The sequence below is a fragment of the Legionella impletisoli genome (assembly GCF_900639875.1).
Classification (GTDB): domain Bacteria; phylum Pseudomonadota; class Gammaproteobacteria; order Legionellales; family Legionellaceae; genus Legionella_A; species Legionella_A impletisoli.
Genome location: NZ_CAAAIA010000007.1, coordinates 55297 through 76089 on the forward strand (window position 1 = coordinate 55297; position 20793 = coordinate 76089).

The window sequence follows — 20793 nt, forward strand, 5'->3', positions numbered from 1 at the left end:
ATGACAATTCGTGTAGCAATTAATGGTTATGGACGCATCGGTCGCTGCGTTTTAAGGGCTATTTTTGAGTATAACCGTCTCAATGATTTTAATGTGGTTGCGATTAATGATCTTTCTGGGATTGAAACCACGGCCCATTTGACACGTTACGACTCCACTCACGGGCGTTTTCAAAGTACCGTGGCTGTAGAAGGAGATAAAATGGTGGTTGATGGGCATCCCATTTTAATTACGAATGAGCGCAATCCTGAAAATCTACCTTGGGCTGAGTTAGAGGTTGATCTCGTTATGGAATGCACAGGCTTATTCACAAAACATGAAGCTGCGATGAAACACATCCAGGCCGGAGCAAAAAAAGTATTGATTTCTGCTCCTGGCAAAGAAGCGGAAGCCACGATTGTATATGGAGTCAACCATCACACGATTCGTGCTTCCGACTTAGTTGTTTCAAATGCCTCCTGCACCACCAACTGTTTAGCACCCGTAGTAAAACCACTTCATGAAGCCTTGGAAATCGAATACGGCTTATTAAACACCGTGCATGCCTATACAAAAGATCAAATGCTTTTGGATGGCAGCCATTCTGATTTACACCGTGCTCGCGCAGCAGCACATTCAATTATTCCGACCAAAACAGGAGCTGCCGCAGCCGTTGGGCTGGTATTGCCGGAGCTTTCTGGAAAGCTGGATGGATTTGCCATGCGCGTTCCAACCATGAATGTTTCGGTGATTGATTTTACCTTTACAGCCAAAAAGTCTGCCACCAAAGAAGAAGTCAATGAAATTATGCGCGCCGCTAAGAGTGACATTTTACTCATTAATGAAGAACCTTTAGTCTCTTGTGATTTCAATCATGTTCCCGCTTCCGCCATTTTTGACACCACACAAACCAAAGTTTTGGGTAATTTGATAAAAGTGGTTGCCTGGTATGATAACGAATGGGGCTTTTCGAACCGAATGCTTGATACCGGTCGTTACATGATGAATCTTTAAGGAATACCCATGAATCTTATCAAAATGAGTGATCTTGACCTCAAAAATAAGCGGGTCTTGATACGAGAAGATTTAAATGTCCCTATCAAAGAGGGATTAATTACAAGCGAGCAGCGCTTACAAGCTGCTCTTCCAACCCTAAAATCGGCATTGGCCGAAGGGGCAGCGGTGATAGTATTATCTCATCTTGGTCGCCCAGAAGAAGGAACCGAGGACGCACGCTATACGTTAAAACCCGTTGCAGACTATCTTTCCTCTCATCTTGATTATCCAGTTCATTTTGTAACGGATTACTTAAATGGCGTGGATGCGAAACCTGGTGAACTTATCTTGTGCGAAAACGTTCGCTTTAACGAAGGTGAGAAAGAAAATAACCGACACTTAGCTAAAAAACTTGCGGGGCTTTGCGATATTTTTGTAATGGATGCATTTGGAACGGCGCATCGCGCTCAAGCATCCACAGTTGGTGTTGCAGAATATGCACCTGTTGCGGCGGCAGGGCCTTTGCTGGTCCGTGAACTTGAAGCATTACAACATGTTTTGGAAGCGCCTGAGCGCCCCATTGCGGCCATTGTGGGCGGAGCTAAAGTATCTTCGAAATTAACACTTTTAAATCAATTGGTTAATATGGTCGACGTGTTGATACCAGGAGGCGGTATTGCCAATACGTTTCTAAAAGCGGAAGGCTATGAGATTGGGAATTCCCTTTATGAGCCTGAGCTTGTTGATGAAGCTAAAAAAATCCTAATTCGAGCAAAAGAAAAAGGCTGTAAAATTCCTTTGCCAACTCATGTGGTAGTAGGCAAATCATTCAGTGAAACATGTCCTGCATTTAACAAATCTTTAAGCAGTATAGCCAGCGATGACATGATCATGGATATCGGGCCGGATACCGTTGCTAAGTATATTGAAATCCTTGATGAAGCGAAAACCATTCTCTGGAATGGCCCAGTTGGTGTGTTTGAATTACCCCAATTTGCTTATGGCACAAGAGCAATAGCCATTGCTATTGCCAACAGTGATGCCTTTTCAATTGCAGGTGGCGGTGAAACATTAGCTGCTATCGATCAATATAACTTAACCTCGCAAATCTCCTACATCTCCACCGGAGGTGGAGCTTTTCTTGAATATTTGGAAGGAAGAAAATTACCAGCTGTTACGATTTTAGAAGAGCGAGCAAAATGAGACGTACCAAAATAGTTGCAACCGTAGGACCTGCCAGCAACAATGAAAAAACATTACGTGCCATGCTTGAAGCAGGTGTGAATGTGATTCGAATCAATTTTTCCCATGCCGGCAGTACGTTTAAAGAGACCATCGAACTAGCGAGGAAAATTGCTGCAGAATTAAATCATCCTCTGGCTATCATGGCCGATCTCCAAGGCCCCAAAATTAGAGTAGGGCGATTTGAAAATAATTCCATCATCTTAGTAAATGGACAAACGTTCACCCTAAATTGTTTATCTGAGCCACCTTTAGGGAACGAATCAGGCGTTAGTGTGGACTACCTTAGTCTTTGTGATGAACTCAGTGCAGGCGATCATTTATTATTAGATGATGGGCTGATTGAGCTGTTGGTGACTGAAATCCGGGACAAATTTATCGATTGTGAAGTGATTGAAGGCGGAAAACTCAGCAATAACAAAGGGATTAATCGCAAAGGTGGTGGCTTAGCAGCAGGCGCTTTAACCAGTAAAGATAAGCAGGATATGGCGAATGCAGTTAAGGCTGGCGTGGATTACATCACTTTGTCTTTTGTTAAAAATGCAGAAGATATTGAAGACGCACGTCGTTTACTGTCAGAGTTCAATGCACCGGACACCCCCATTATTGCTAAAATCGAGCGTACCGAAGCCTTAGAGCATCTAACCGAAATTATTACCGCAGCGGATGGTATTATGGTAGCACGCGGTGATTTAGGCGTTGAGGTTGGTGCTGCTGAAGTGCCCGCGATTCAAAAGCGAATCATTAAAGAAACACGCTTATTGAATAAAATTGTCATCACCGCGACACAAATGATGGAATCAATGATCAATCATCCTCAGCCCACTCGTGCGGAAGTATCTGATGTAGCCAATGCCATATTAGATGGAACGGATGCGGTCATGTTATCGGCAGAAACCGCCAGCGGCCAATATCCCGTGAAAGTGATAAGCATGGTAGATAAAACCTGTATCAGTGCAGAAAAACATGCTTCGTTTTTCTATAAGCTCAACCATGATACAAGTCATTATCTAAGACGAGATCAAGCCATTGCCATGGCCAGTATGCACATTGCCAATCATTTTCCCATTGGCGCTATTGTAGCCTTAACCGAATCAGGCGCATCGGCTGTTTGGATGTCTCGACAGCGAAGCATCGCACCAATTTTTGCGATTTCAGATAATGAAGCAACCGTTCGTAAATTGAGCTTAGTCAATAATGTGTTTCCACTCTATTACGATTATCGTGGAATTAGCAATGATAAGATTAATCAAACCATGATTGGATATCTTTTACAAAAAGGATTGGTTGATGAAAATGCATATGTCTTGGTAACACGAGGCAGTGTCATTGGTGAGCCTGGAGGAACAAACTCGCTTGAGATTTTGTGCGCCTCTGGGTCATAGTGCTCTAATATTTTACTTAAATCTAAATTAACTATCCCGCGGCTTTGCCGCGGATTAGTTTGTTTGCAAAATAAAACTAATTTACTCTGTAACTACCTTTTTTCTAGATAATCCTAGTTTTTGCTTTAATCTGGCCACAGCTTCTGGATCATATGGTCTAGCGGATTTGTGCTTAACAACCACGGTTGCAGGCTTTGAGGCAGCCGCATTAGATAAGGTGTGGTTAAGAGTGGATTCACGATCCGTATAATAAGTTTGACTAGGCTCCGCACTTGCATAAGTTGAAGGAAAAGAAGGCTTTGCATTGCCTGAAAAGGTTGGCTTAACCAGAGTACTTTTTCGAGCATTTTTAGCGCTTTTTTCGACTCGACGCCTAATTTTTGCGGCCGCTTTCTCCGCTTCTTCCTCAGTCACTTCTTCAACCGGTTCGCCTTCTAAATTAATCCGCATTTCACGCGCTTTTAATGAGGTTAAATAATCAATACGGCGTGCAAATACAACCAAAGCTTCGCGCAATTTACTTTTTGAGATGCCGGCTTGTTCTGCTTCCTCAGCATATTCCATGAGATCAGTTAAAATTCCTTTTTTTAAAGGGCGAATTTGGACGGTATTATCGAATGCCTTAGGAAAGCGCCCAGCCAACCAGCGTAGTGCCTCCAAACGGGCGTGTTTGGATAAATTTTTTTGTTTTTGATTAATGATTGCGGTGCGCGGATGCAATTCGTGTTTTCTCATGCGAAAACCCTCATCAGGCAGTAAAAATTGACCATGCAATGTATAAGGTTTAATTCCATTTTGCAAGTTGTATTAATTCAGTTAGGATAGCAAGCAAGTTATATACCCATAATCTTTCAAAAGGCGATTTTTATACTTTTCTTTATAAATGCGTCAAAAATCTCGCCTTTTGAAAGATTATGGGTATATTGGACTGGTTAATTTGCCCAATTCACGAGTTTTATGTATATAGTTAATTAATCTCATTTGAAAGGCGAATGGTTTATGAAACAGATATTAATGTCCATTTTAGCTATTTTTTTACCTTGGGTTGTGATGCTGATTAATGATAACCCCGGTGCCGCAATCATTACGTTAGTACTACAAGCCACCCTGATCGGATGGATCCCCGCAAGCATGTGGGCTTGGCGAGTAGTTCATGCTTCGACAGAAGGCGAAAAAGCTGAAAAAAAAGGTAAAAAACCATCTTAGGGTCAGGAGTCAGGAGCCACCTGAAACCTGATTCATTTAATAGGATTGTTCATCTATGCAAACACGAGTTATCGTCAATGGCGCACGCGGAAAAATGGGGTCTTTGGCTTGCGAAACCATTAAAAATCATCCTGATTTTGAACTGGTCGCAGCATTGGGAAGTCAAGATCATTTAAGTCAGAGCATTGCAGAAACTAAAGCCGAAATTGTGATTGATCTAACACGAGCGGATTATGTTTTTGAAAATAGTTTGGCCATTATTGAAAGCGGCGCGCATCCTATAATAGGGACCAGTGGCCTTATTGAAGCTGACATCGTACGACTTAAAGCGTTATGTGACCAAAAACAATTAGGGGGTATAATTGTACCCAATTTTTCAATTGGCGCTGTGTTGATGATGCAATTTGCCGCTAAAGCATCACCATTTTTCAGCGAAGTTGAAATCATAGAATCGCATCATCAACAAAAATTAGACGCCCCCTCTGGCACAGCCATTAAAACCGCGGAAATGATTGCCAAAAGTCGAAAAAAAAATAAAAATGAACTTCCACTTCGAGAAATTATTGAAGGGGCGCGAGGTGGCACGCATCACCAAGTAAATATACATTCGATACGTTTACCTGGATTTTTAGCCAAGCAAGACGTGATATTTGGTAGCCAAGGTGAAACATTAACCTTGTCTCATAACAGCATTGACCGATCGTGTTTTATGCCAGGCATGCTTCTCGCCTGCAAGCAAGTTAAAGCGCTAGATTCTCTTTATTATGGCTTAGAACATTTGCTTAATCTTTAAGAATAAGTCAGGTGAGCAAATTAAGGTAAGCGTGCTAAACTAACGTGTGCTGTAGTTAGGAAATATTTAAAAGGTAGATAAAAGGATGATAACAAAAAAAATAGGAGACTTTACCGGAACATCTCCTTCCGGGATTAGTGAAGCAATTCAAAATGCGCTAGAAAAAGCAGGTGAACACAGTCGATTTGAAGTGGTTGAAACCACTGCACAAGGTAGCGGTACAAATCGACACTATCAAGTTACCCTTTCAACTTATAACGACTGAATCAAGCCCTTCGGTTTTTGCAGTCAGTAAAACGGTTTATATTTGGCATAGCCTTCTAAAAAGGAGTTTAGTGATGGTTTACCACGTTCCTCATATTATTGCTGGTAAAAAAAGGCTCTACTCTGATTTACCCAGCAAAGACATCTATAATCCCGCCTTAGGCGAAACGATTGGTAAAGTGTTTTTTGCCGATGAAACACTCTGCAATGAGGCCGTTAAAACCGCTAAAAACGCTTTTTTTGAGTGGTCACAAACCCCGCCTATTAAACGGGCAAGGATATTATTTAAATTCCGTGATTTATTAGAAAAAAACCATCTTGAATTAGCCAAAATAGTCACCCAGGAGCACGGTAAAACCATAGAAGACGCCAAGGGCTCTGTAGCACGAGCCATTGAAGTAGTTGAGCTTCATTGTGGTTTGATCACTCAATTACAAGGGAGCTTTACCGCAAACGTCTCCAACCAAATTGATTGCTTTACACTGCATCAACCTTTGGGGGTTTGCGCGGGGGTTTCACCCTTTAACTTTCCTGTGATGGTGCCGGTTTGGATGATGATCCCGGCTATCGCTTGTGGGAATACGTTTATCCTAAAACCCTCCGAGCAAGATCCATCCGCCCCCATTCGTTTACTTGAGCTGCTTCAGGAAGCAGGCCTACCCGATGGGGTTGCCAATTGTGTGCAAGGGGATAAAAATACGGTAGATATTTTATTAAATCATCCAGATATTCAAGCGTATACTGCGGTTGCCTCTACCCCCGTCGCTGAATATATTTACAAAACGGCGACCCATCATGGTAAACGTGCGCATACCTTTGGTGGCGCTAAAAATCATTGCCTCATTCTTCCTGATGCGGATATGGATTTTGCAGCGAAAGCCATTGCAGGAGCAGCCTATGGTTCTGCAGGAGAACGGTGCATGGCGATTTCTGTCGCTGTAACGGTAGGTGATCACACTGCCGAGCGATTTTTAGAAAAAATCATACCAGAAATTAAAGCCATTCGCATAGATGCAGGTGATGCAGAACAAGTAGATATGGGACCTGTCATCAGTAAAGCGCATCATGAACGCTTGATCAAAGCCATTAATCAAGGCGTTCAAGAAGGCGCAAAACTCGTCTTGGATGGCCGAGACTTTACCCATCCAGAATACCCAAATGGTTTTTTTCTTGGGCCCTCTTTATTTGATGAAGTCAAAGAAGACATGGCGGTGTATCAAAATGAATTGTTTGGGCCGGTCTTAATTATAGTACGCGCGCCTGATTTTGATTCCGCATTAAATTTAGTGAACCGCAATCAATATGGAAACGGAACAGCCATTTTTACTCGTGATGGTTATACAGCCCGCGAGTATTGCCAGCGGGTACAGGTTGGAATGGTTGGTGTTAATATTCCAATTCCTGTGCCAATTGCAAGTCATCCATTTGGAGGCTGGAAGCAATCGTCTTTTGGTGACACTAACATGCATGGGGATGAGAGCATTCGTTTTTATACACGTCGTAAAACCATTACCGAACGCTGGCCAGCAACTAAAATTCACGAAGAATCATTTATTATGCCAACCCATTAACGAACGTGAGTTCGACAGAAAAATCATTTGTAACTTTTGTAGCGCTAAATGAACATTATCCCGTAAAAAAGCGAAGTTTTTCTACGGGTTCCATTCAAAATAAGCCCGTTCGATATCAGCAACATTTGGATTTTTCTGATATCGAACCCACATGAACAAGGGAGAATAACATGGCCAAAATTGGATTTGTTGGGCTTGGTCATATGGGGTTACCCATGGCGGTAAATTTGATGAAAGCAGGCCATGAATTGATTGGTTTTGATCGCAAATCGGACACGATGACGGCTTTACAACGAGAAGGCGGCTCTATTGCTGAATCACTGACGACGCTAGCTAAAAGTGCCGATGTGTTGATTACGATGTTGCAAACTGGGGAGCAAGTGAAAGCCGTTTGCCTAGGTGATGAGGGATTATTTGCCGCGGCTAAAAAAGGCACGCTTTTTATCGATTGCTCCTCGATTGATGTAGCTAGTTCACGAGACGTTCAAGAAAAAGCATATGAACAGGGTCATTTTGCACTGGATGCGCCTGTTTCTGGTGGTGTTGCAGGCGCAACTGCCGGTACGTTGACCTTCATGGTAGGTGGTAAAGAAGAGGCGTTTGGTAAAGCGCATCCCATCTTGCTGGCTATGGGCAAAAAAATTATTCATACAGGACCTGCGGGGAGCGGGCAAGCGGCTAAAATATGCAATAACATGATTCTTGGTATCACCATGATTGGCGTATCCGAAGCATTTGTCTTGGCGGATAAACTAGGATTAAGTGCCCAAAAACTCCATGAAGTGGTGTCTAATTCTTCAGGACAATGCTGGACGATGAACCAATATGTGCCGGTTCCAGATGTTTTAGACCAGGTACCTGCGAATCAGGATTATAAGCCCGGATTTACTGCCGCCATGATGCTTAAAGATTTAAAGCTCAGCCAACAATGTGCGGAACAATCAGGCGTCAAAACACCGCTTGGAGCAAAAGCAAAACAATTATATCAATCGTTGGTAAACGAAGGCATGGAAGCGTTAGATTTTTCTGCCATTATTAAACTGATTGATGACTGAAGTGTTTAAAAGCTTGGCAGCCACCGTTCTCAATATGAGCAGTTTTCACGATTTATTGACATTTTATTCTGCTTCATTAAAAATGACTTTCATGTTTAAAGAAATGGAGCCAAAAAGATGCAAAGAACGCCCCCAGAATTTAAATTTCCCCAAAAAAATAATGAGCATCAAACTCAACGCAGTCTTATTGAATTTGCAGCAGAAACTCAATCCTCCTCACCGAAGACAGCAGGTTCTGGGCCGATTCCTATTCTTTCTTCCCCACTACCTCAACCAGCATGCGATAAATTTTTTGAACGTCGAGTGAACGCATTGAGAAACGCCATTAAAGCCGAGAGTGAAGCGAGGCTTCCTACTTCAAGCCAGGAAACCCAGGCAAGCTCAAGCCTTACTGAAGAAGGGGTAACTGACATGAGCAAACAAGCTCGTCAAAGTGCTTCTCCTGTCGCGGCCGAAGATACTAAAGAAGAGGCAAGTGACATGACTAAACAAGCCCCTCAAAGCGCTTCTCCTGTCGCGGCCGAAGAGGAAGATGATGATCTCATCTTTCCAATGGATGATATTCCAAAAGAACGAGGACCAGGAATTTAATTCGCATATTCAAACCATTGATTTAACCTATTGATCAGTTCCTCCACACCCTGCTTTTTCAAGGAAGAAAAAGCTTGTACGCTCACTAAGTCCTTAACCGATTGATAACATGTTCTTACTTGATGAAGAGATGCTTGAGCTTGGCTTCGGCTTAACTTGTCAGCTTTGGTTAACAAGATATGTACGGGTAGATTGCGTGATATGGCCCAATCGACCATCATTTGATCCAGTTCTTTTAAAGGGTGGCGTATATCCATTAGCAACACTAAGCCCTTTAAGCTCTGACGTATTTCAAGATAATGAGCCAAATGCAATTGCCAGTCCTGTTTTACATGCCTTGAAACCTTGGCGTAGCCATAACCAGGCAAATCAACTAAGCGACGACTAGAATCTTCTAAAGTAAACAAATTAATTAGTTGGGTGCGTCCTGGTGTCTTACTTGTTCTTGCTAGCTGACGTATGCCTGTTAAACAATTTAAGGCACTGGATTTGCCGGCATTGGAGCGACCAGCAAAAGCCACTTCAAAGCCTGAATCTTCTGGCAAATGTTCAACACGAGCAGCGCTTTTTAAAAATTGTGCTTGATTATAAGGATTATTGTTTATCATAAGCATAAAACCTAACTAACGTGAATTCGCCACAAAAGACGAAGCTTTTGTACAAGAGCCATTCAAAAATAAGCCAGTTTGATATAAGCAAAATGTGGATTTTACTGATATCAAACTTTCGATAACTATAATTTGCAGAGTTTCTTCAAGACAGTGTACCATTAAATCAGTGTTAACCGATGAGAAACCGATGAGAAAAATAGCTTTTACGCTTTTCTTATGCTGTTCATTATTGGCCTTTGCAGAGGGTAATCCCGAGGCAGGTAAAGAAAAAGCTTCTGTTTGTGCTGCATGTCATGGACCTACTGGGGTTAGCAATAATCCAGAATGGCCAAATCTTGCTGGTCAGCATGCGGATTATCTAATCAAGCAAATGAAGTATTTTAAAGAAGGAAAAAAACGAAGCTCCCCGCTGATGACCCCTGTTATGGCTGATTTAACAATTCAAGATATGGAAGATTTAGCCGCATTTTATACGGCTCAGCCACGAGCGCGCTTAACCACCCCTAAACAATATGTCAAACCAGGCGAATTACTCTATCGTGGTGGAAATTTTGAAAAACACATTACGGCATGCATCGCATGTCATGGGCCACAAGGTCTTGGTAATGCAGAAGCTGGCTTTCCAGTCTTATCCGGTCAACATGCGATATATAATATTCAGCAATTAGAAGCCTTTAAAAGTGGAAAACGCACCGGCGATCTATACGACATGATGCATGACATCGCAAATCGCATGGGGAAAGAGGATATGGAGGCGGTGTCTTATTATTTATCAGGTTTGCATTAGCATGTATTTTTATCAGTGCTAATCACTCTTTTCTTATTTTATTATAAAAGACCTTAACCCAAGAAATGGTGTACAATACTTCCTTTCTGCGTTGTAAGGTAAACGTTATGTTAAAACGATTAAGTGTTGTTGTTTTATTATTACTTCTTCCCATTCTATCGTTTGCTGAGGAATTTGTTGCGGGGAAAGATTACGTCGTTATTAAAGTCCCAGGAAACAACTCCTCGCAGGATGAGAGAGTCATTATTACTGAATTTTTCAGTTACGGATGTCCTTGGTGCTATCGACTTGAGCCAAAATTAGATAGCTGGGTGAGTGCTAAAGGCAAACAAGTCTTTTATGAAAAAGTTCCTGTGATTTTTAACAAGGACTGGGAATACTATGCCAAAGCTTTTTATACTGCCCAAGCATTATCTTTGCAAGACACAATTGCTCCTGCTCTTTTCAAGGCCATTTTAACCGATAAAAAGCAACTGAATAGCAATGAGGCCATGATTCAGTTTTTACAATCACAGGGCTTGGATTCAGACGTCGTAAGCAGCGCGTTTCATAATTCTCCGAGCATTGACATCGAACTCACAAACAGTAAACGCATGATGGCCAGTTATCAAATTGCCGCCGTTCCTGCGGTTTTAGTTCAAAACAAATACAAAACGGATTTGCAAATGGCTAAATCCGAGGAACGTTTGCTAGCAATTCTAGATTATCTGGTTAAAAAATCGAAGGAAGCGTCCTGATCCTTCCTAGTTCTAATCGGTATGAATAACATCAGATCGGTGGATGCTGCGGTCGGCACCGCAGCAAGTAGGTGTAGTGGGGTACTTTGTCAAAGCCCCAGTAAGTAAGTGTAGCGGGGCGCTGTGATCAGCGCGGCATCCCACGGTCCAACCCAATAGCTTGGAAAACAAAATGTGTTATTCGCTAGGTATTCCTGGATTTTCTAAGCTTAATATCCCGGTATTAAAATCATAAGCAAACAATTCTGCATAACGCCCCCAATCGATCATGGTTCGTAACACACGATCGGCTTCTTTTTCGCTTAAATAATCCTCTAGCTTGCTTAAAAAGCGCTCTTCAGAAACATAATGGCTACTTTTTTCATCCAAAATTTTACAAATATAGCGAGCTAATGGGACTTTTTCTAATAATTGTTTAGCAAAGATCTGTTTTCGTTCTTGTAAATCAGCCTCTGAGAATTGTTTTCCCAGCTCACTTAACTGAATATCCCCATTCAATACGCGAGCAAACTCTAAGATCTCAAGTGTTTCAAGAATGGGGAATAAATCATCCACATTCATCATTAATTCGTCAGCCAATTCAGGTAAGTCCATTCGATCTTCGAAAGACTTCATGGTTTCGATTAATCCAGATAGCTCGGATGGCTCAACATCCGGCAAGCGATAACCTAACCCAATTTGGCGCTCACGAACATGACGGGCTTTTTCTCTTGGACCGGTTGTCATTAACGTATAAATACGATCAACCAGCGCTCTAAATTCGGGCGCTTCTGATGTTCTTGGTTGTGGAAGTTTTACACTAAGATCCGCACTAATATATCCAGGATCGCTGCCTAAAATTATAATTCTGTCTGCAAGCATCGCCGCTTCTTCAATATTGTGGGTGACCAACAAAATCCCATTGGTATTGGTTTTCTTATCTTGCCATAAATCCAATAAGTCAGACTTTAAGTTTTCTGCAGTTAACACATCTAGCGCAGAAAAAGGTTCATCCATCAACAACACATCGGGATTAATCACTAAAGCGCGTGCAAATCCAACACGCTGTCGCATCCCGCCAGATAACTCTTTTGGAAACGCCGATTCAAACCCATCAAGCCCGATAATATCAATCGCTTCAATCGCACGGCGGCGTCGTTCTTCTCTCGGGATCCCTTGCGCTTCTAAGCCAAGCTCCACATTTTCAAGCACGGTAAGCCAAGGCATAAGGGCAAACGATTGAAACACCATAGCGATGCCTTGTACAGGCCTCTGCACCGGTTTACCACGATACGTCACCTTCCCACTCGTTGGCGCAATTAACCCTGCGATGATGCGAAGCAACGTCGATTTACCCGAGCCAGATTTACCAAGAAGTGCAACGATCTCGCCTTCTTTTAATTCAAAATCGATGTCTTTTAAAACCAGTAAATCCTGGGCAGCAGCTTTTTTATAAGCCTTTCTCAGGTTGGTTATCGAAATAATGGTTTCAGACATGAAGATCTCAACTCATATTAAAGCGTTCTTGAGCCAACCGGTATAACGGGCGCCAAAGAATATGATTAAAAAATAGTACATACAAACACATCATGGCGGTGCCTAATGCAATTTTAGGAAAATCCCCTTCAAGCGTACTGGCTTGAATGTATTCGCCAAGTCCCGTTGCTTTTAAGGTTGTGTTTCCCCAACGAACCCATTCAGCCACGATGCTTGCGTTCCAAGCACCTCCTGCAGCCGTAATGGCGCCGGTAATGTAGTAAGGGAAAATACCAGGAAGTGCGAGCGTTCGCCACCATTGCCAACCCTTAACCCCAAAATTATCCGCGGCTAAAAACAAATCGCGGGGTATGGTAGAAACCCCAGCAATAACATTAAATAATATGTACCACTGCGTTCCTAAGATCATTAACGGTGTGACCCAAATTTCAACGTTTAAATTAAATCGAACGATTGCAATAACAAAAAGCGGATAAAATAAATTGGCAGGAAATGCAGCCGCAAATTGAATAACCGGCTGCACCTTTTGAGCCAATCTTGGACGGCGCCCAACCCACACACCCACAGGGATCCAGACCAACGAACTTAAAACAATTAACACGATAACACGAGTAGCTGTGGCTGAGCCTAATAAGAGCACATGAAGAATATCCTTTACTTTTAATTCAGCCAAAATAAACTGCAATAAAGTATAAGCACCACCTAAAATTGTCAGCAATAACAATGTGTTCCAAATCCACGTGATCTGACGAAGTCTCGTTGCGCTCATTTCTCGGGCAGGTTTAGCCGTGTATCGAGTAAATATTGAGGCATTAACAAAACGGTCTCTTAAGATATTTAAACCTGAATCGACGTGTTTCATTAAACGACTACTGCGCATCCAATCAATTAACCAAGATTGATACTCTTCTTCATCGGGAGATTGCTCCATTTTAAATTTTTCCGACCAAGCAATTAATGGGCGAAATAAAATTTGATCATAAAGAAAAATCACAACCATCATGGTCAAGATGGCATAGCCTAAAGCGGGTAAATCACTTTTTTCAATGGCCAGCGCGATGTATGACCCAACTCCAGGAAGGCGTATTTCTTGATGAGAAACCACGATTGCTTCTGAGAGAACCACAAAGAACCAACTAGCAGACATTGACATCATCATATTCCAAAGCAGTCCCGACATGGAATAAGGCACTTCAACTTTCCAAAATCGCTGCCAAGGAGATAACTGAAACATGGAAGAGGCTTCACGAAGATCGTGAGGAACCAATTTTAAAGATTGATAAAAACCAAAAGTAATATTCCAAACCTGTGCTGTAAAAATCACAAAAATAGAAGCACATTCAGGCCCCAGCATACTTCCAGGAAAAAGATGAATAAAACCCGTCACAGTGATGGCTAAAAAACTTAAAACCGGTACAGATTGCAAAATATCAATAGCAGGGATAATGAATTGCTCTGCACGTTTGTTTTTTGCAGCGAGTGTCCCCACGATAAAGGTGAATGCAATTGAAAAAAACAATGCAATAAACATTCTAAGAACGGTACGACCGGCATAAAAAGGAAGTACAGAGGGGTCTAATGAAATCGGTAAAGGCTCACCCAAAGAGTAAGGGGCAGCCATTTGTTTCCCCACCCAGGCTAAAAAAAAGAGGACAGAAAATACTAAAATCAGCAGCAATAAATCCCAACGATTGAGATAGCGACTGACGTTTTCTCGATTAGCAAAATAAAAGCGATTGCTATCCACAATATCCCCTTATAATGAATAATAAGAGGGCCTTCTGCAAATGCTTACGGTAGCAGATTTGCTTAAAAGCAACATCAGCTATTGATAGAAGTCGATTTGAGTAATAAGCATTTGCAGAAAACCCTGATTGATTTTCAATTGATGGATTCTACTACAAATGGACAGCTAAGATGAAGTTATGTTTAATATTAGACCTCACCATCCTTCTGCCTTTAAACCATGGTCGTTTAATAAGCGGATTGGATTCGGTACAATAAATGGATATTCATAAGGAGATAAAGATCATGGCTTTCAAGCGTACCACCGCTTTCTTTTTAGTCATTTTATTGCAAGTGTCCTTACCTGCCTTGGCCGCTCAAGAAGAGATTGAGCGTTCAGTTTGGGTCAACGAAGCCATTGCCGCAACGTATACGTATAATTATAAAAATTTCTTACAGCGCCAAAAAGAAATAGCCAAATTTTTTACCGCTGACGGCTGGATTGCTTATAGTAAGGCTTTAAATGATTCCAAACTACCTGAAGCTGTGCAGAAAAATAATTATTTTGTGAGCGCAGTCGCTCAACTGCCCCCTGAGATTAAACCGGTTAATGGCGCTATATGGCAAGCTAATATGCCGCTTTTAGTGGTCTATAAAAACCCCCAGTACCAACAAAAACAAACCTTAAGTGTGACCATTCAATTTAAAGAGGTTTCTGGCGGACAAGGGGTTCGAGGCTTGGCGATTACGAGCTTGCAATCTAAAGTGATTGAGCCGCCTTGTACCTGTCAGCCAAACGATTCGAATCAACATAAAAACACTAATTCGAATGGAAAAACCAAAGCACCCGCAACGCCAAATTAGAATAACAACTTGCCATTTAAGTGAAAAAACGCATTCCCATAATGACGAGATGTAACATGATAAAGCCTAGGATGAGAATTAAAATAAAGTTCAATTTAGGTGGCATGGTGATATCTAAGACCGCATGTTCAGGATGAGCGGGATCATAATAAACATCTAGATCTTTATCTTCTTTACACGCTTCAGCGACTTTATAGGCTAATTTTCGAGCTCTCGCGCTATGCGGAGTGTTATGAAAGGTATCTAAAAAAAGATGCTCTCCCATATAGGGCTCTCCTCTGACCTGATATTGATATTCAATCTTTGGCCAGATTTGATGACCTTGCATGTTCCATTCGCAAGAAGTAATTCGCCCTTTTGTTTTTTGCCATTTCTTGGTTTTTTTTATAGCAGCCCTTACTCGCCAAAAATATCCAAATAGTAATAACAAAATTAAAAACCACCCAACATCGAGCATCCATTGCCAAGACATTCAACATTCTCACTAAATAACTTGTCTTTGATAGTAGATGATGGCTGGTCGTATTGCAAAATCACATCGATTGATTCTCATGGAAAATAGATAAATCGGTTCACCCCCCTTGCTGCACCATATCATCTCGGTATAATCAAATCTCAATGTATGCGAAAGGAAGGAATCGTAATGCTCGCAAAAACTCCCCTTCATGCCAATCACCTCAAGCAGGGTGCAAAAATGGTCGACTTCCATGGTTGGGAAATGCCCTTGCACTATGGTTCGCAATTACAAGAACACCAAGAGGTTCGCCATAACGCTGGCATGTTCGATGTATCCCACATGACGGTAGTCGATGTTCTTGGAGCGGGTGGTCGACAATTTTTAAGACGTTTATTAACCAATGATATAGACCAGTTAGAACATACAGGGCGAGCCTTATACAGCTGCATGTGTAATGAACACGGCGGCATCATTGACGATCTTATAGTTTATCAAAGGGCACCGGATAACTATCGTTTGGTATTAAATTCTGCGACTCGATCACAAGACCTAGATTGGATCCGAGATAAAATCCAAGGTTTTTCCGCAGGATTGCAAGAGCGCAATGAACTCGCCATGTTAGCTGTCCAAGGGCCTAAAGCGATTAAAAAAGTATTAAATCTTTTAAACCCTGCGCAAACGGATGCAATTTCCACGTTAACTGCATTTGAATGCGTGGATGTGGATGGCTGGTTTTTTGCTCGCACAGGCTATACCGGAGAAGATGGCTTGGAAATTATTGTTCCACAAGATGAAATCGGCGAGCTATGGGACAAGCTTTATGAAGCCGGCATTCGTCCCTGTGGGCTCGCTGCACGCGATACGCTTCGACTTGAAGCCGGATTGATGTTGTACGGGCAAGATATGGATCAATCAACTACACCATTAGAATCCGGCTTAGCTTGGACGGTGAAGTGGGAACCACATGATCGCAATTTCATTGGTATGGGGGCTTTATTATCCCAAAAACAACGCGGCATCAAACGTAAATTGGTTGGGCTTTTATTAGAAGATAAAGGCATTATGCGAAGTGGCCAGCGTGTCGTTCTCTCCGATGGCAGCGAAGGAATTGTTACAAGCGGCACCTATTCCCCAACCCTGGAGCGCTCGATAGCTTTTGCTCGCGTACCAGTACAAGCTGGAGAGGATGTCCTGGTGGATATTCGCGGAAAATTATTAACCGCTAAAACTGGAAAACCAAGATTTGTTAAACATGGCCGAGCATTGTGGAATATTAAATCGTAAGTATGTTATTGAGGACTAAAATCATGAGCGATGTACCAGCAAATTTAAAATTCACCGAAACCCATGAATGGATCTTATTCGATAAGAATGAGGCCACAATTGGCATCACCGATCATGCACAAGAATTATTGGGTGATTTAGTGTTTGTGGATTTACCTGAAGTAGGCAATACCGTTTCAAGTGGTGATGAGTTAGGTGTGGTTGAATCGGTTAAAGCCGCTTCTGATTTTTATACCCCTATTAGTGGCATCATACTTGCCGTTAATCCTAAAGTATGCGAAGACCCTGCTCTAGTAAACCAAGACCCTTACGGGAAAGGATGGTTAGTCAAAATCAAACCCAGTTCACCCGCTGAAGTTGAAAATCTTCTCGATGCAGCAGCCTATGAGCAAGAAATCAGTGAGGAAGAATAAACCATGCCTTATATTCCACATACTAAAAAAGACGTTCAAAAAATGCTCGAACGCATCAAAGTTCCTGACCTTAACACCTTATTTGATGAAATCCCCGCATCGCTTCGCCATAGGGAATTAAACAATATCCCTGAAGGCATGAACGAAATGGAGATGCTTAATCATGCTAGGGCGTTAGCAAACCAAAACAAAAACGGCCTTTGTTTTATTGGCGCTGGGGCTTATGAACATCATATTCCCTCGGCCGTGTGGGATATTGCTTCTCGTGGAGAATTTTTAACGGCGTACACTCCTTACCAAGCGGAGGCCAGCCAAGGCACCTTGCAGCTACTTTATGAATATCAAACCATGATTGCCGAATTAACCGGCATGGAAGTTGCCAATGCCTCCTTGTATGACGGAGCCACAGCTCTGGCAGAAGCCGTTTTAATGGCCGTTCGAATTAATCGACACAGTAAATCCAATCGCATTGTAATGGTTGGAACCCTTCACCCTTTTTATCGCGAAACGGTCGAAACCATTGTGCGCAATCAACACATTGAAGTGATTAATTTACCATTTGATCCTGAAACAGGTATTACCCCGCTTTCGGCTTTAGAACGCTATCAGGGGGAAGATATTACCGGTTTAGTAATCAATCAGCCCAATTTTTTCGGCTGCCTTGAGGACGCCGATGAGTTATGCGACTGGGCACATGCTAACCAAGCTGTTTCAATTGCTTGTGTAAACCCTATTTCATTGGGTTTATTAAAAGCACCTGGTCAATGGGGAAAAAAAGGCGTGGATATAGTGTGTGGAGAAGGTCAACCTTTTGGTTCGCCCCTTGCTTCTGGAGGACCTTATTTCGGGTTTTTCAGCACCCGATTAGAGCATGTGCGTCAAATGCCGGGTCGATTGATTGGCAGAACGTTGGATAAAGACGGCAATACAGGATTCACCCTAACGCTGCAAGCACGAGAGCAACACATTCGTCGTGGCAAAGCCACGTCTAATATATGCACGAATCAGGGCTTACTAGTCACAGCTGCCGCTATTCATATGAGTCTTTTGGGTGAAGAAGGTCTTAACCATGTTGCTAGGCAATGTTTTGAGAACACCCATCAATTGGTTCAGGCTTTAACAGCCATCGATGGCGTTGAGCGAGTTTTTACATCGCCTTATTTTCATGAAGCATTGCTCAAGCTGAATAAACCGGTTGATGAGGTGTTAAAAGCGCTTCATGCAAAAGGAATTGATGGCGGCTACGCACCTGAAGCGCATTTCCCCTCGCTAGCCAATACCTTATTGGTTTGCGCAACGGAAATGCGAACTCCCGAAGAGATTGATTGCTATGCTAAAGCGCTAGCTAATTGCATGAACTAGCGGAAACTATCTTACGGGTTTAAAACGTTAATCGCGTTTGATTTAAGCCTTTGGCTTATTCGGAACATAAGCAAACATGAGAGAATGAACCATGATCGTTGTCAAATTAAATTACAAAGTGTCATTAGAAGAGGTTGATAAATACTTACAAGCTCATCGCGAATTTTTGGATTATTACTACAAGCAAGGTCTACTCTTAGCCTCTGGGCCGCTCATTCCTCGTACGGGCGGCATCATCATCGCGTTAACTAAAGATCGCCCTAAGTTAGAGGCCATTTTAAAAAAAGACCCCTATCATCTTGCAGAAATTGCAGATTATGAGCTGATTGAATTTACGCCTGTGAAACATCGTGATGAACTTAAAGAGATTATTCAACATACGGAAGGGAAATTATGTTAATATTTGAGATCTCAAAATCAGGTCGTCAGGCCACCGCTCAAGCGCCTAAACCATCCGAAAAAAAGCCTGATTTGCCAGAGAAATTTCTCCGTAAAACTCCGCCACGTTGGCCAGCTTGCTCGGAGCTGCAAGTAGTACGTCACTACACCCGCTTATCTCAAAAAAATTTTGCTATTGATACTAATTTTTACCCTCTTGGTTCCTGCACCATGAAATATAACCCTCGTGGCGTTCATAAAGCCGCTTCTTTACCTGGCTTTAATAACCGCCACCCCATGACCAGAACAGAGGTCAGCCAGGGTTTTCTAAAAGCACTTTATGAGCTACAAACTTATCTTGCAGAAATCACTGGCATGGCTGGTGTTTCGTTAACGGCCATGGCAGGGTCACAGGGTGAATTTGCGGGCGTAGCCATGATCAAGGCGTATCATCAGTCTCGTGGCGATAGTCAACGCAACGAAATCTTAATCCCGGATGCAGCCCATGGAACAAATCCTGCTTCTGCGGTGATGTGTGGATATAAAGTCGTGGAAATACCCACGGCAGAAGATGGGGATATCGATTTAGATGCACTAAAAAAGCGCGTAGGTCCACACACCGCGGGGATTATGTTAACAAATCCATCAACGCTTGGTTTATTCATGCGTCAAATTAAAGAGATCGCCGACATTGTGCACCAGGCTGGTGGTTTGTTGTATTACGATGGAGCCAATTTGAATGCGATTTTAGGTAAAGTCCAACCTGGTGACATGGGATTTGACGTCATGCACTTAAATCTTCATAAAACGTTTGCAACTCCTCATGGCGGCGGCGGACCAGGAGCTGGTCCGATTGCTGTCAATAAACGTCTACTCCCTTTTATGCCGTTACCGGTTGTAGTTAAAGTAGATGAAAGTTATCGTTTTGCAGAACGTGCGGATTATCCGCAAAGCATTGGGCGCTTATCCTGTTTTATGGGAAATGCAGCTATTTTGCTACGTGCTTATTTTTACATTCGCGTCTTAGGTTCTGAAGGGCTGCATAGGGTATCGGAGTTCGCCACCTTAAATGCTAATTATCTTTTAAATGAGTTGACATTAGCTGGGTTTAAAGCCGCTTATCCGAATCGTCGTGCTAGCCATGAATTTATATTAACGCTAAACCCCGAAAAGAAAAATTTTGGGGTTACCGCCATGGATGTGGCTAAACGCTTACTGGATTATGGCTTCCATGCACCAACCACATATTTTCCTTTACTAGTGCCAGAATGTTTACTCATTGAACCCACCGAAACAGAAGCAGTTGAAGAACTGGATGGATTTATCACTGCGATGAGTGCGATTCGCCATGAAGCAGAAACCAATCCTAGCCTCTTAAAAGAAGCACCCCATACCTTACCTGTTCGTCGATTAGATGATGTTAAAGCCGCCAGAGAATTAGACTTAAATTTTTTCAGTGAAAAACAATCGTGAAAGTCATTTTCCATAGGTTCTCGCTTTAAGCCTTTCAACGCTGGCAAAGACGATGTCTTTGCCAAGCGCTAACTTCTTAAAAAATATTAAAAAAACTCTTTTCTCTTACACGGAAATGCGATATAAAAAGCTGGCAAGGATCAT

The 20793-nt window shown here is 42.3% G+C and carries 22 protein-coding genes; 17 read left to right on the forward strand and 5 right to left on the reverse strand.

What is annotated here, in order from left to right; translation table 11 throughout:
- Genes gap through pyk form a run of 3 tightly spaced genes read left to right on the forward strand, consistent with a single transcriptional unit; the run spans position 1 to position 3602 of the window.
- Positions 1 to 993 (forward strand): type I glyceraldehyde-3-phosphate dehydrogenase, encoded by a 993-nt coding sequence (gene gap / locus E1O41_RS08430; protein WP_131776876.1) that lies wholly within the window; start codon positions 1 to 3, stop codon positions 991 to 993.
- Positions 994 to 1002: 9 nt separating this feature from the next.
- The gene (locus tag E1O41_RS08435) at positions 1003 to 2178 is read left to right on the forward strand and encodes a phosphoglycerate kinase (protein WP_131776877.1); all 1176 of its coding nucleotides are present in this window, start codon (positions 1003 to 1005) and stop codon (positions 2176 to 2178) included.
- Positions 2175 to 3602 carry a pyruvate kinase gene (gene pyk, locus E1O41_RS08440; RefSeq protein WP_131776878.1) on the forward strand — a complete coding sequence of 476 codons (1428 nt, stop codon included), beginning with the start codon at positions 2175 to 2177 and terminating at the stop codon, positions 3600 to 3602. The genes E1O41_RS08435 and pyk overlap by 4 nt, the downstream gene beginning before the upstream one ends.
- Before the next feature lie 81 nt (positions 3603 to 3683).
- Here pyk and E1O41_RS08445 read toward each other — a convergent pair whose 3' ends face one another.
- The gene (locus E1O41_RS08445; RefSeq protein ID WP_131776879.1) at positions 3684 to 4337 is read right to left on the reverse strand and encodes a ProQ/FinO family protein; all 654 of its coding nucleotides are present in this window, start codon (positions 4335 to 4337) and stop codon (positions 3684 to 3686) included.
- Between the two features lie 264 nt (positions 4338 to 4601).
- Here E1O41_RS08445 and E1O41_RS08450 point away from each other — a divergent pair, with 264 nt between their 5' ends.
- The 6 genes from E1O41_RS08450 to E1O41_RS08475 all read left to right on the forward strand — a co-directional run bounded on the left by E1O41_RS08450 (position 4602) and on the right by E1O41_RS08475 (position 9082).
- Positions 4602 to 4808 carry a YqaE/Pmp3 family membrane protein gene (locus tag E1O41_RS08450; RefSeq protein ID WP_131776880.1) on the forward strand — a complete coding sequence of 69 codons (207 nt, stop codon included), beginning with the start codon at positions 4602 to 4604 and terminating at the stop codon, positions 4806 to 4808.
- A gap of 55 nt (positions 4809 to 4863) precedes the next feature.
- Positions 4864 to 5601 (forward strand): 4-hydroxy-tetrahydrodipicolinate reductase, encoded by a 738-nt coding sequence (gene dapB, locus E1O41_RS08455; protein ID WP_131776881.1) that lies wholly within the window; start codon positions 4864 to 4866, stop codon positions 5599 to 5601.
- Between the two features lie 85 nt (positions 5602 to 5686).
- A complete protein-coding gene (locus E1O41_RS08460; protein ID WP_131776882.1) occupies positions 5687 to 5866 on the forward strand; it encodes a dodecin family protein in 180 nt (59 codons plus the stop codon).
- 73 nt (positions 5867 to 5939) lie between these two features.
- Entirely contained in the window at positions 5940 to 7436 is a 1497-nt protein-coding gene (locus E1O41_RS08465) for a CoA-acylating methylmalonate-semialdehyde dehydrogenase (protein WP_131776883.1), read from the forward strand.
- Positions 7437 to 7606: 170 nt separating this feature from the next.
- Positions 7607 to 8491 (forward strand): 3-hydroxyisobutyrate dehydrogenase, encoded by an 885-nt coding sequence (gene mmsB, locus E1O41_RS08470; RefSeq protein ID WP_131776884.1) that lies wholly within the window; start codon positions 7607 to 7609, stop codon positions 8489 to 8491.
- A gap of 117 nt (positions 8492 to 8608) precedes the next feature.
- Complete coding sequence (locus E1O41_RS08475) at positions 8609 to 9082, forward strand: hypothetical protein (protein WP_131776885.1); 474 nt, start codon at positions 8609 to 8611, stop codon at positions 9080 to 9082.
- Here the strand turns inward: E1O41_RS08475 and yihA are convergent.
- Positions 9079 to 9690 (reverse strand): ribosome biogenesis GTP-binding protein YihA/YsxC, encoded by a 612-nt coding sequence (gene yihA, locus E1O41_RS08480; RefSeq protein ID WP_242603902.1) that lies wholly within the window; start codon positions 9688 to 9690, stop codon positions 9079 to 9081. The genes E1O41_RS08475 and yihA overlap by 4 nt on opposite strands.
- A 190-nt stretch (positions 9691 to 9880) precedes the next feature.
- On the opposite strand from yihA, the gene E1O41_RS08485 reads away from it, so the two are divergent.
- Positions 9881 to 10480: a c-type cytochrome gene (locus E1O41_RS08485; protein ID WP_131776886.1), complete on the forward strand. Its 600-nt coding sequence runs from the start codon at positions 9881 to 9883 to the stop codon at positions 10478 to 10480.
- Positions 10481 to 10587: 107 nt separating this feature from the next.
- On the forward strand, positions 10588 to 11217 hold the full coding sequence (locus E1O41_RS08490; RefSeq protein ID WP_131776887.1) for a thiol:disulfide interchange protein DsbA/DsbL: 630 nt from the start codon (positions 10588 to 10590) through the stop codon (positions 11215 to 11217).
- Positions 11218 to 11394: 177 nt separating this feature from the next.
- On the opposite strand, the gene E1O41_RS08495 is transcribed toward E1O41_RS08490, so the two are convergent.
- The gene (locus E1O41_RS08495; protein WP_131776888.1) at positions 11395 to 12693 is read right to left on the reverse strand and encodes an ABC transporter ATP-binding protein; all 1299 of its coding nucleotides are present in this window, start codon (positions 12691 to 12693) and stop codon (positions 11395 to 11397) included.
- Between the two features lie 7 nt (positions 12694 to 12700).
- Positions 12701 to 14440 carry an ABC transporter permease gene (locus E1O41_RS08500; protein WP_131776889.1) on the reverse strand — a complete coding sequence of 580 codons (1740 nt, stop codon included), beginning with the start codon at positions 14438 to 14440 and terminating at the stop codon, positions 12701 to 12703.
- Between the two features lie 284 nt (positions 14441 to 14724).
- Here E1O41_RS08500 and E1O41_RS08505 point away from each other — a divergent pair, with 284 nt between their 5' ends.
- Complete coding sequence (locus tag E1O41_RS08505) at positions 14725 to 15282, forward strand: DotI/IcmL family type IV secretion protein (RefSeq protein ID WP_131776890.1); 558 nt, start codon at positions 14725 to 14727, stop codon at positions 15280 to 15282.
- A 16-nt stretch (positions 15283 to 15298) separates the two neighbouring features.
- Here E1O41_RS08505 and E1O41_RS08510 read toward each other — a convergent pair whose 3' ends face one another.
- Complete coding sequence (locus E1O41_RS08510) at positions 15299 to 15754, reverse strand: DUF3592 domain-containing protein (RefSeq protein ID WP_131776891.1); 456 nt, start codon at positions 15752 to 15754, stop codon at positions 15299 to 15301.
- 171 nt (positions 15755 to 15925) lie between these two features.
- Here E1O41_RS08510 and gcvT point away from each other — a divergent pair, with 171 nt between their 5' ends.
- The 5 genes from gcvT to gcvPB all read left to right on the forward strand — a co-directional run bounded on the left by gcvT (position 15926) and on the right by gcvPB (position 20649).
- Positions 15926 to 17023: a glycine cleavage system aminomethyltransferase GcvT gene (gcvT, locus tag E1O41_RS08515; RefSeq protein ID WP_131776892.1), complete on the forward strand. Its 1098-nt coding sequence runs from the start codon at positions 15926 to 15928 to the stop codon at positions 17021 to 17023.
- Between the two features lie 23 nt (positions 17024 to 17046).
- Positions 17047 to 17436: a glycine cleavage system protein GcvH gene (gene gcvH, locus E1O41_RS08520; RefSeq protein ID WP_131776893.1), complete on the forward strand. Its 390-nt coding sequence runs from the start codon at positions 17047 to 17049 to the stop codon at positions 17434 to 17436.
- A 3-nt stretch (positions 17437 to 17439) separates the two neighbouring features.
- Positions 17440 to 18798 carry an aminomethyl-transferring glycine dehydrogenase subunit GcvPA gene (gcvPA, locus tag E1O41_RS08525; RefSeq protein WP_131776894.1) on the forward strand — a complete coding sequence of 453 codons (1359 nt, stop codon included), beginning with the start codon at positions 17440 to 17442 and terminating at the stop codon, positions 18796 to 18798.
- 91 nt (positions 18799 to 18889) lie between these two features.
- Positions 18890 to 19198 (forward strand): YciI family protein, encoded by a 309-nt coding sequence (locus tag E1O41_RS08530; RefSeq protein WP_131776895.1) that lies wholly within the window; start codon positions 18890 to 18892, stop codon positions 19196 to 19198.
- On the forward strand, positions 19192 to 20649 hold the full coding sequence (gcvPB, locus tag E1O41_RS08535) for an aminomethyl-transferring glycine dehydrogenase subunit GcvPB (RefSeq protein ID WP_131776896.1): 1458 nt from the start codon (positions 19192 to 19194) through the stop codon (positions 20647 to 20649). Before E1O41_RS08530 ends, gcvPB begins: the two co-directional genes overlap by 7 nt.
- Positions 20650 to 20793 lie beyond the last annotated feature (144 nt).

Coding starts and splice junctions, on each gene's coding strand:
- E1O41_RS08485 (WP_131776886.1), top strand. CDS start 9,881: ATGAGAAAAATAGCTTTTACGCTTTTCTTATGCTGTTCATTATTGGCC.
- E1O41_RS08460 (WP_131776882.1), top strand. CDS start 5,687: ATGATAACAAAAAAAATAGGAGACTTTACCGGAACATCTCCTTCCGGG.
- E1O41_RS08445 (WP_131776879.1), bottom strand. CDS start 4,337: ATGAGAAAACACGAATTGCATCCGCGCACCGCAATCATTAATCAAAAA.
- gcvT (WP_131776892.1), top strand. CDS start 15,926: ATGCTCGCAAAAACTCCCCTTCATGCCAATCACCTCAAGCAGGGTGCA.
- mmsB (WP_131776884.1), top strand. CDS start 7,607: ATGGCCAAAATTGGATTTGTTGGGCTTGGTCATATGGGGTTACCCATG.
- E1O41_RS08495 (WP_131776888.1), bottom strand. CDS start 12,693: ATGTCTGAAACCATTATTTCGATAACCAACCTGAGAAAGGCTTATAAA.
- E1O41_RS08490 (WP_131776887.1), top strand. CDS start 10,588: ATGTTAAAACGATTAAGTGTTGTTGTTTTATTATTACTTCTTCCCATT.
- pyk (WP_131776878.1), top strand. CDS start 2,175: ATGAGACGTACCAAAATAGTTGCAACCGTAGGACCTGCCAGCAACAAT.
- E1O41_RS08465 (WP_131776883.1), top strand. CDS start 5,940: ATGGTTTACCACGTTCCTCATATTATTGCTGGTAAAAAAAGGCTCTAC.
- gcvPA (WP_131776894.1), top strand. CDS start 17,440: ATGCCTTATATTCCACATACTAAAAAAGACGTTCAAAAAATGCTCGAA.
- E1O41_RS08450 (WP_131776880.1), top strand. CDS start 4,602: ATGAAACAGATATTAATGTCCATTTTAGCTATTTTTTTACCTTGGGTT.
- E1O41_RS08475 (WP_131776885.1), top strand. CDS start 8,609: ATGCAAAGAACGCCCCCAGAATTTAAATTTCCCCAAAAAAATAATGAG.
- E1O41_RS08510 (WP_131776891.1), bottom strand. CDS start 15,754: ATGTCTTGGCAATGGATGCTCGATGTTGGGTGGTTTTTAATTTTGTTA.
- dapB (WP_131776881.1), top strand. CDS start 4,864: ATGCAAACACGAGTTATCGTCAATGGCGCACGCGGAAAAATGGGGTCT.
- yihA (WP_242603902.1), bottom strand. CDS start 9,690: ATGATAAACAATAATCCTTATAATCAAGCACAATTTTTAAAAAGCGCT.
- gcvH (WP_131776893.1), top strand. CDS start 17,047: ATGAGCGATGTACCAGCAAATTTAAAATTCACCGAAACCCATGAATGG.
- E1O41_RS08530 (WP_131776895.1), top strand. CDS start 18,890: ATGATCGTTGTCAAATTAAATTACAAAGTGTCATTAGAAGAGGTTGAT.
- gap (WP_131776876.1), top strand. CDS start 1: ATGACAATTCGTGTAGCAATTAATGGTTATGGACGCATCGGTCGCTGC.
- E1O41_RS08505 (WP_131776890.1), top strand. CDS start 14,725: ATGGCTTTCAAGCGTACCACCGCTTTCTTTTTAGTCATTTTATTGCAA.
- E1O41_RS08435 (WP_131776877.1), top strand. CDS start 1,003: ATGAATCTTATCAAAATGAGTGATCTTGACCTCAAAAATAAGCGGGTC.
- gcvPB (WP_131776896.1), top strand. CDS start 19,192: ATGTTAATATTTGAGATCTCAAAATCAGGTCGTCAGGCCACCGCTCAA.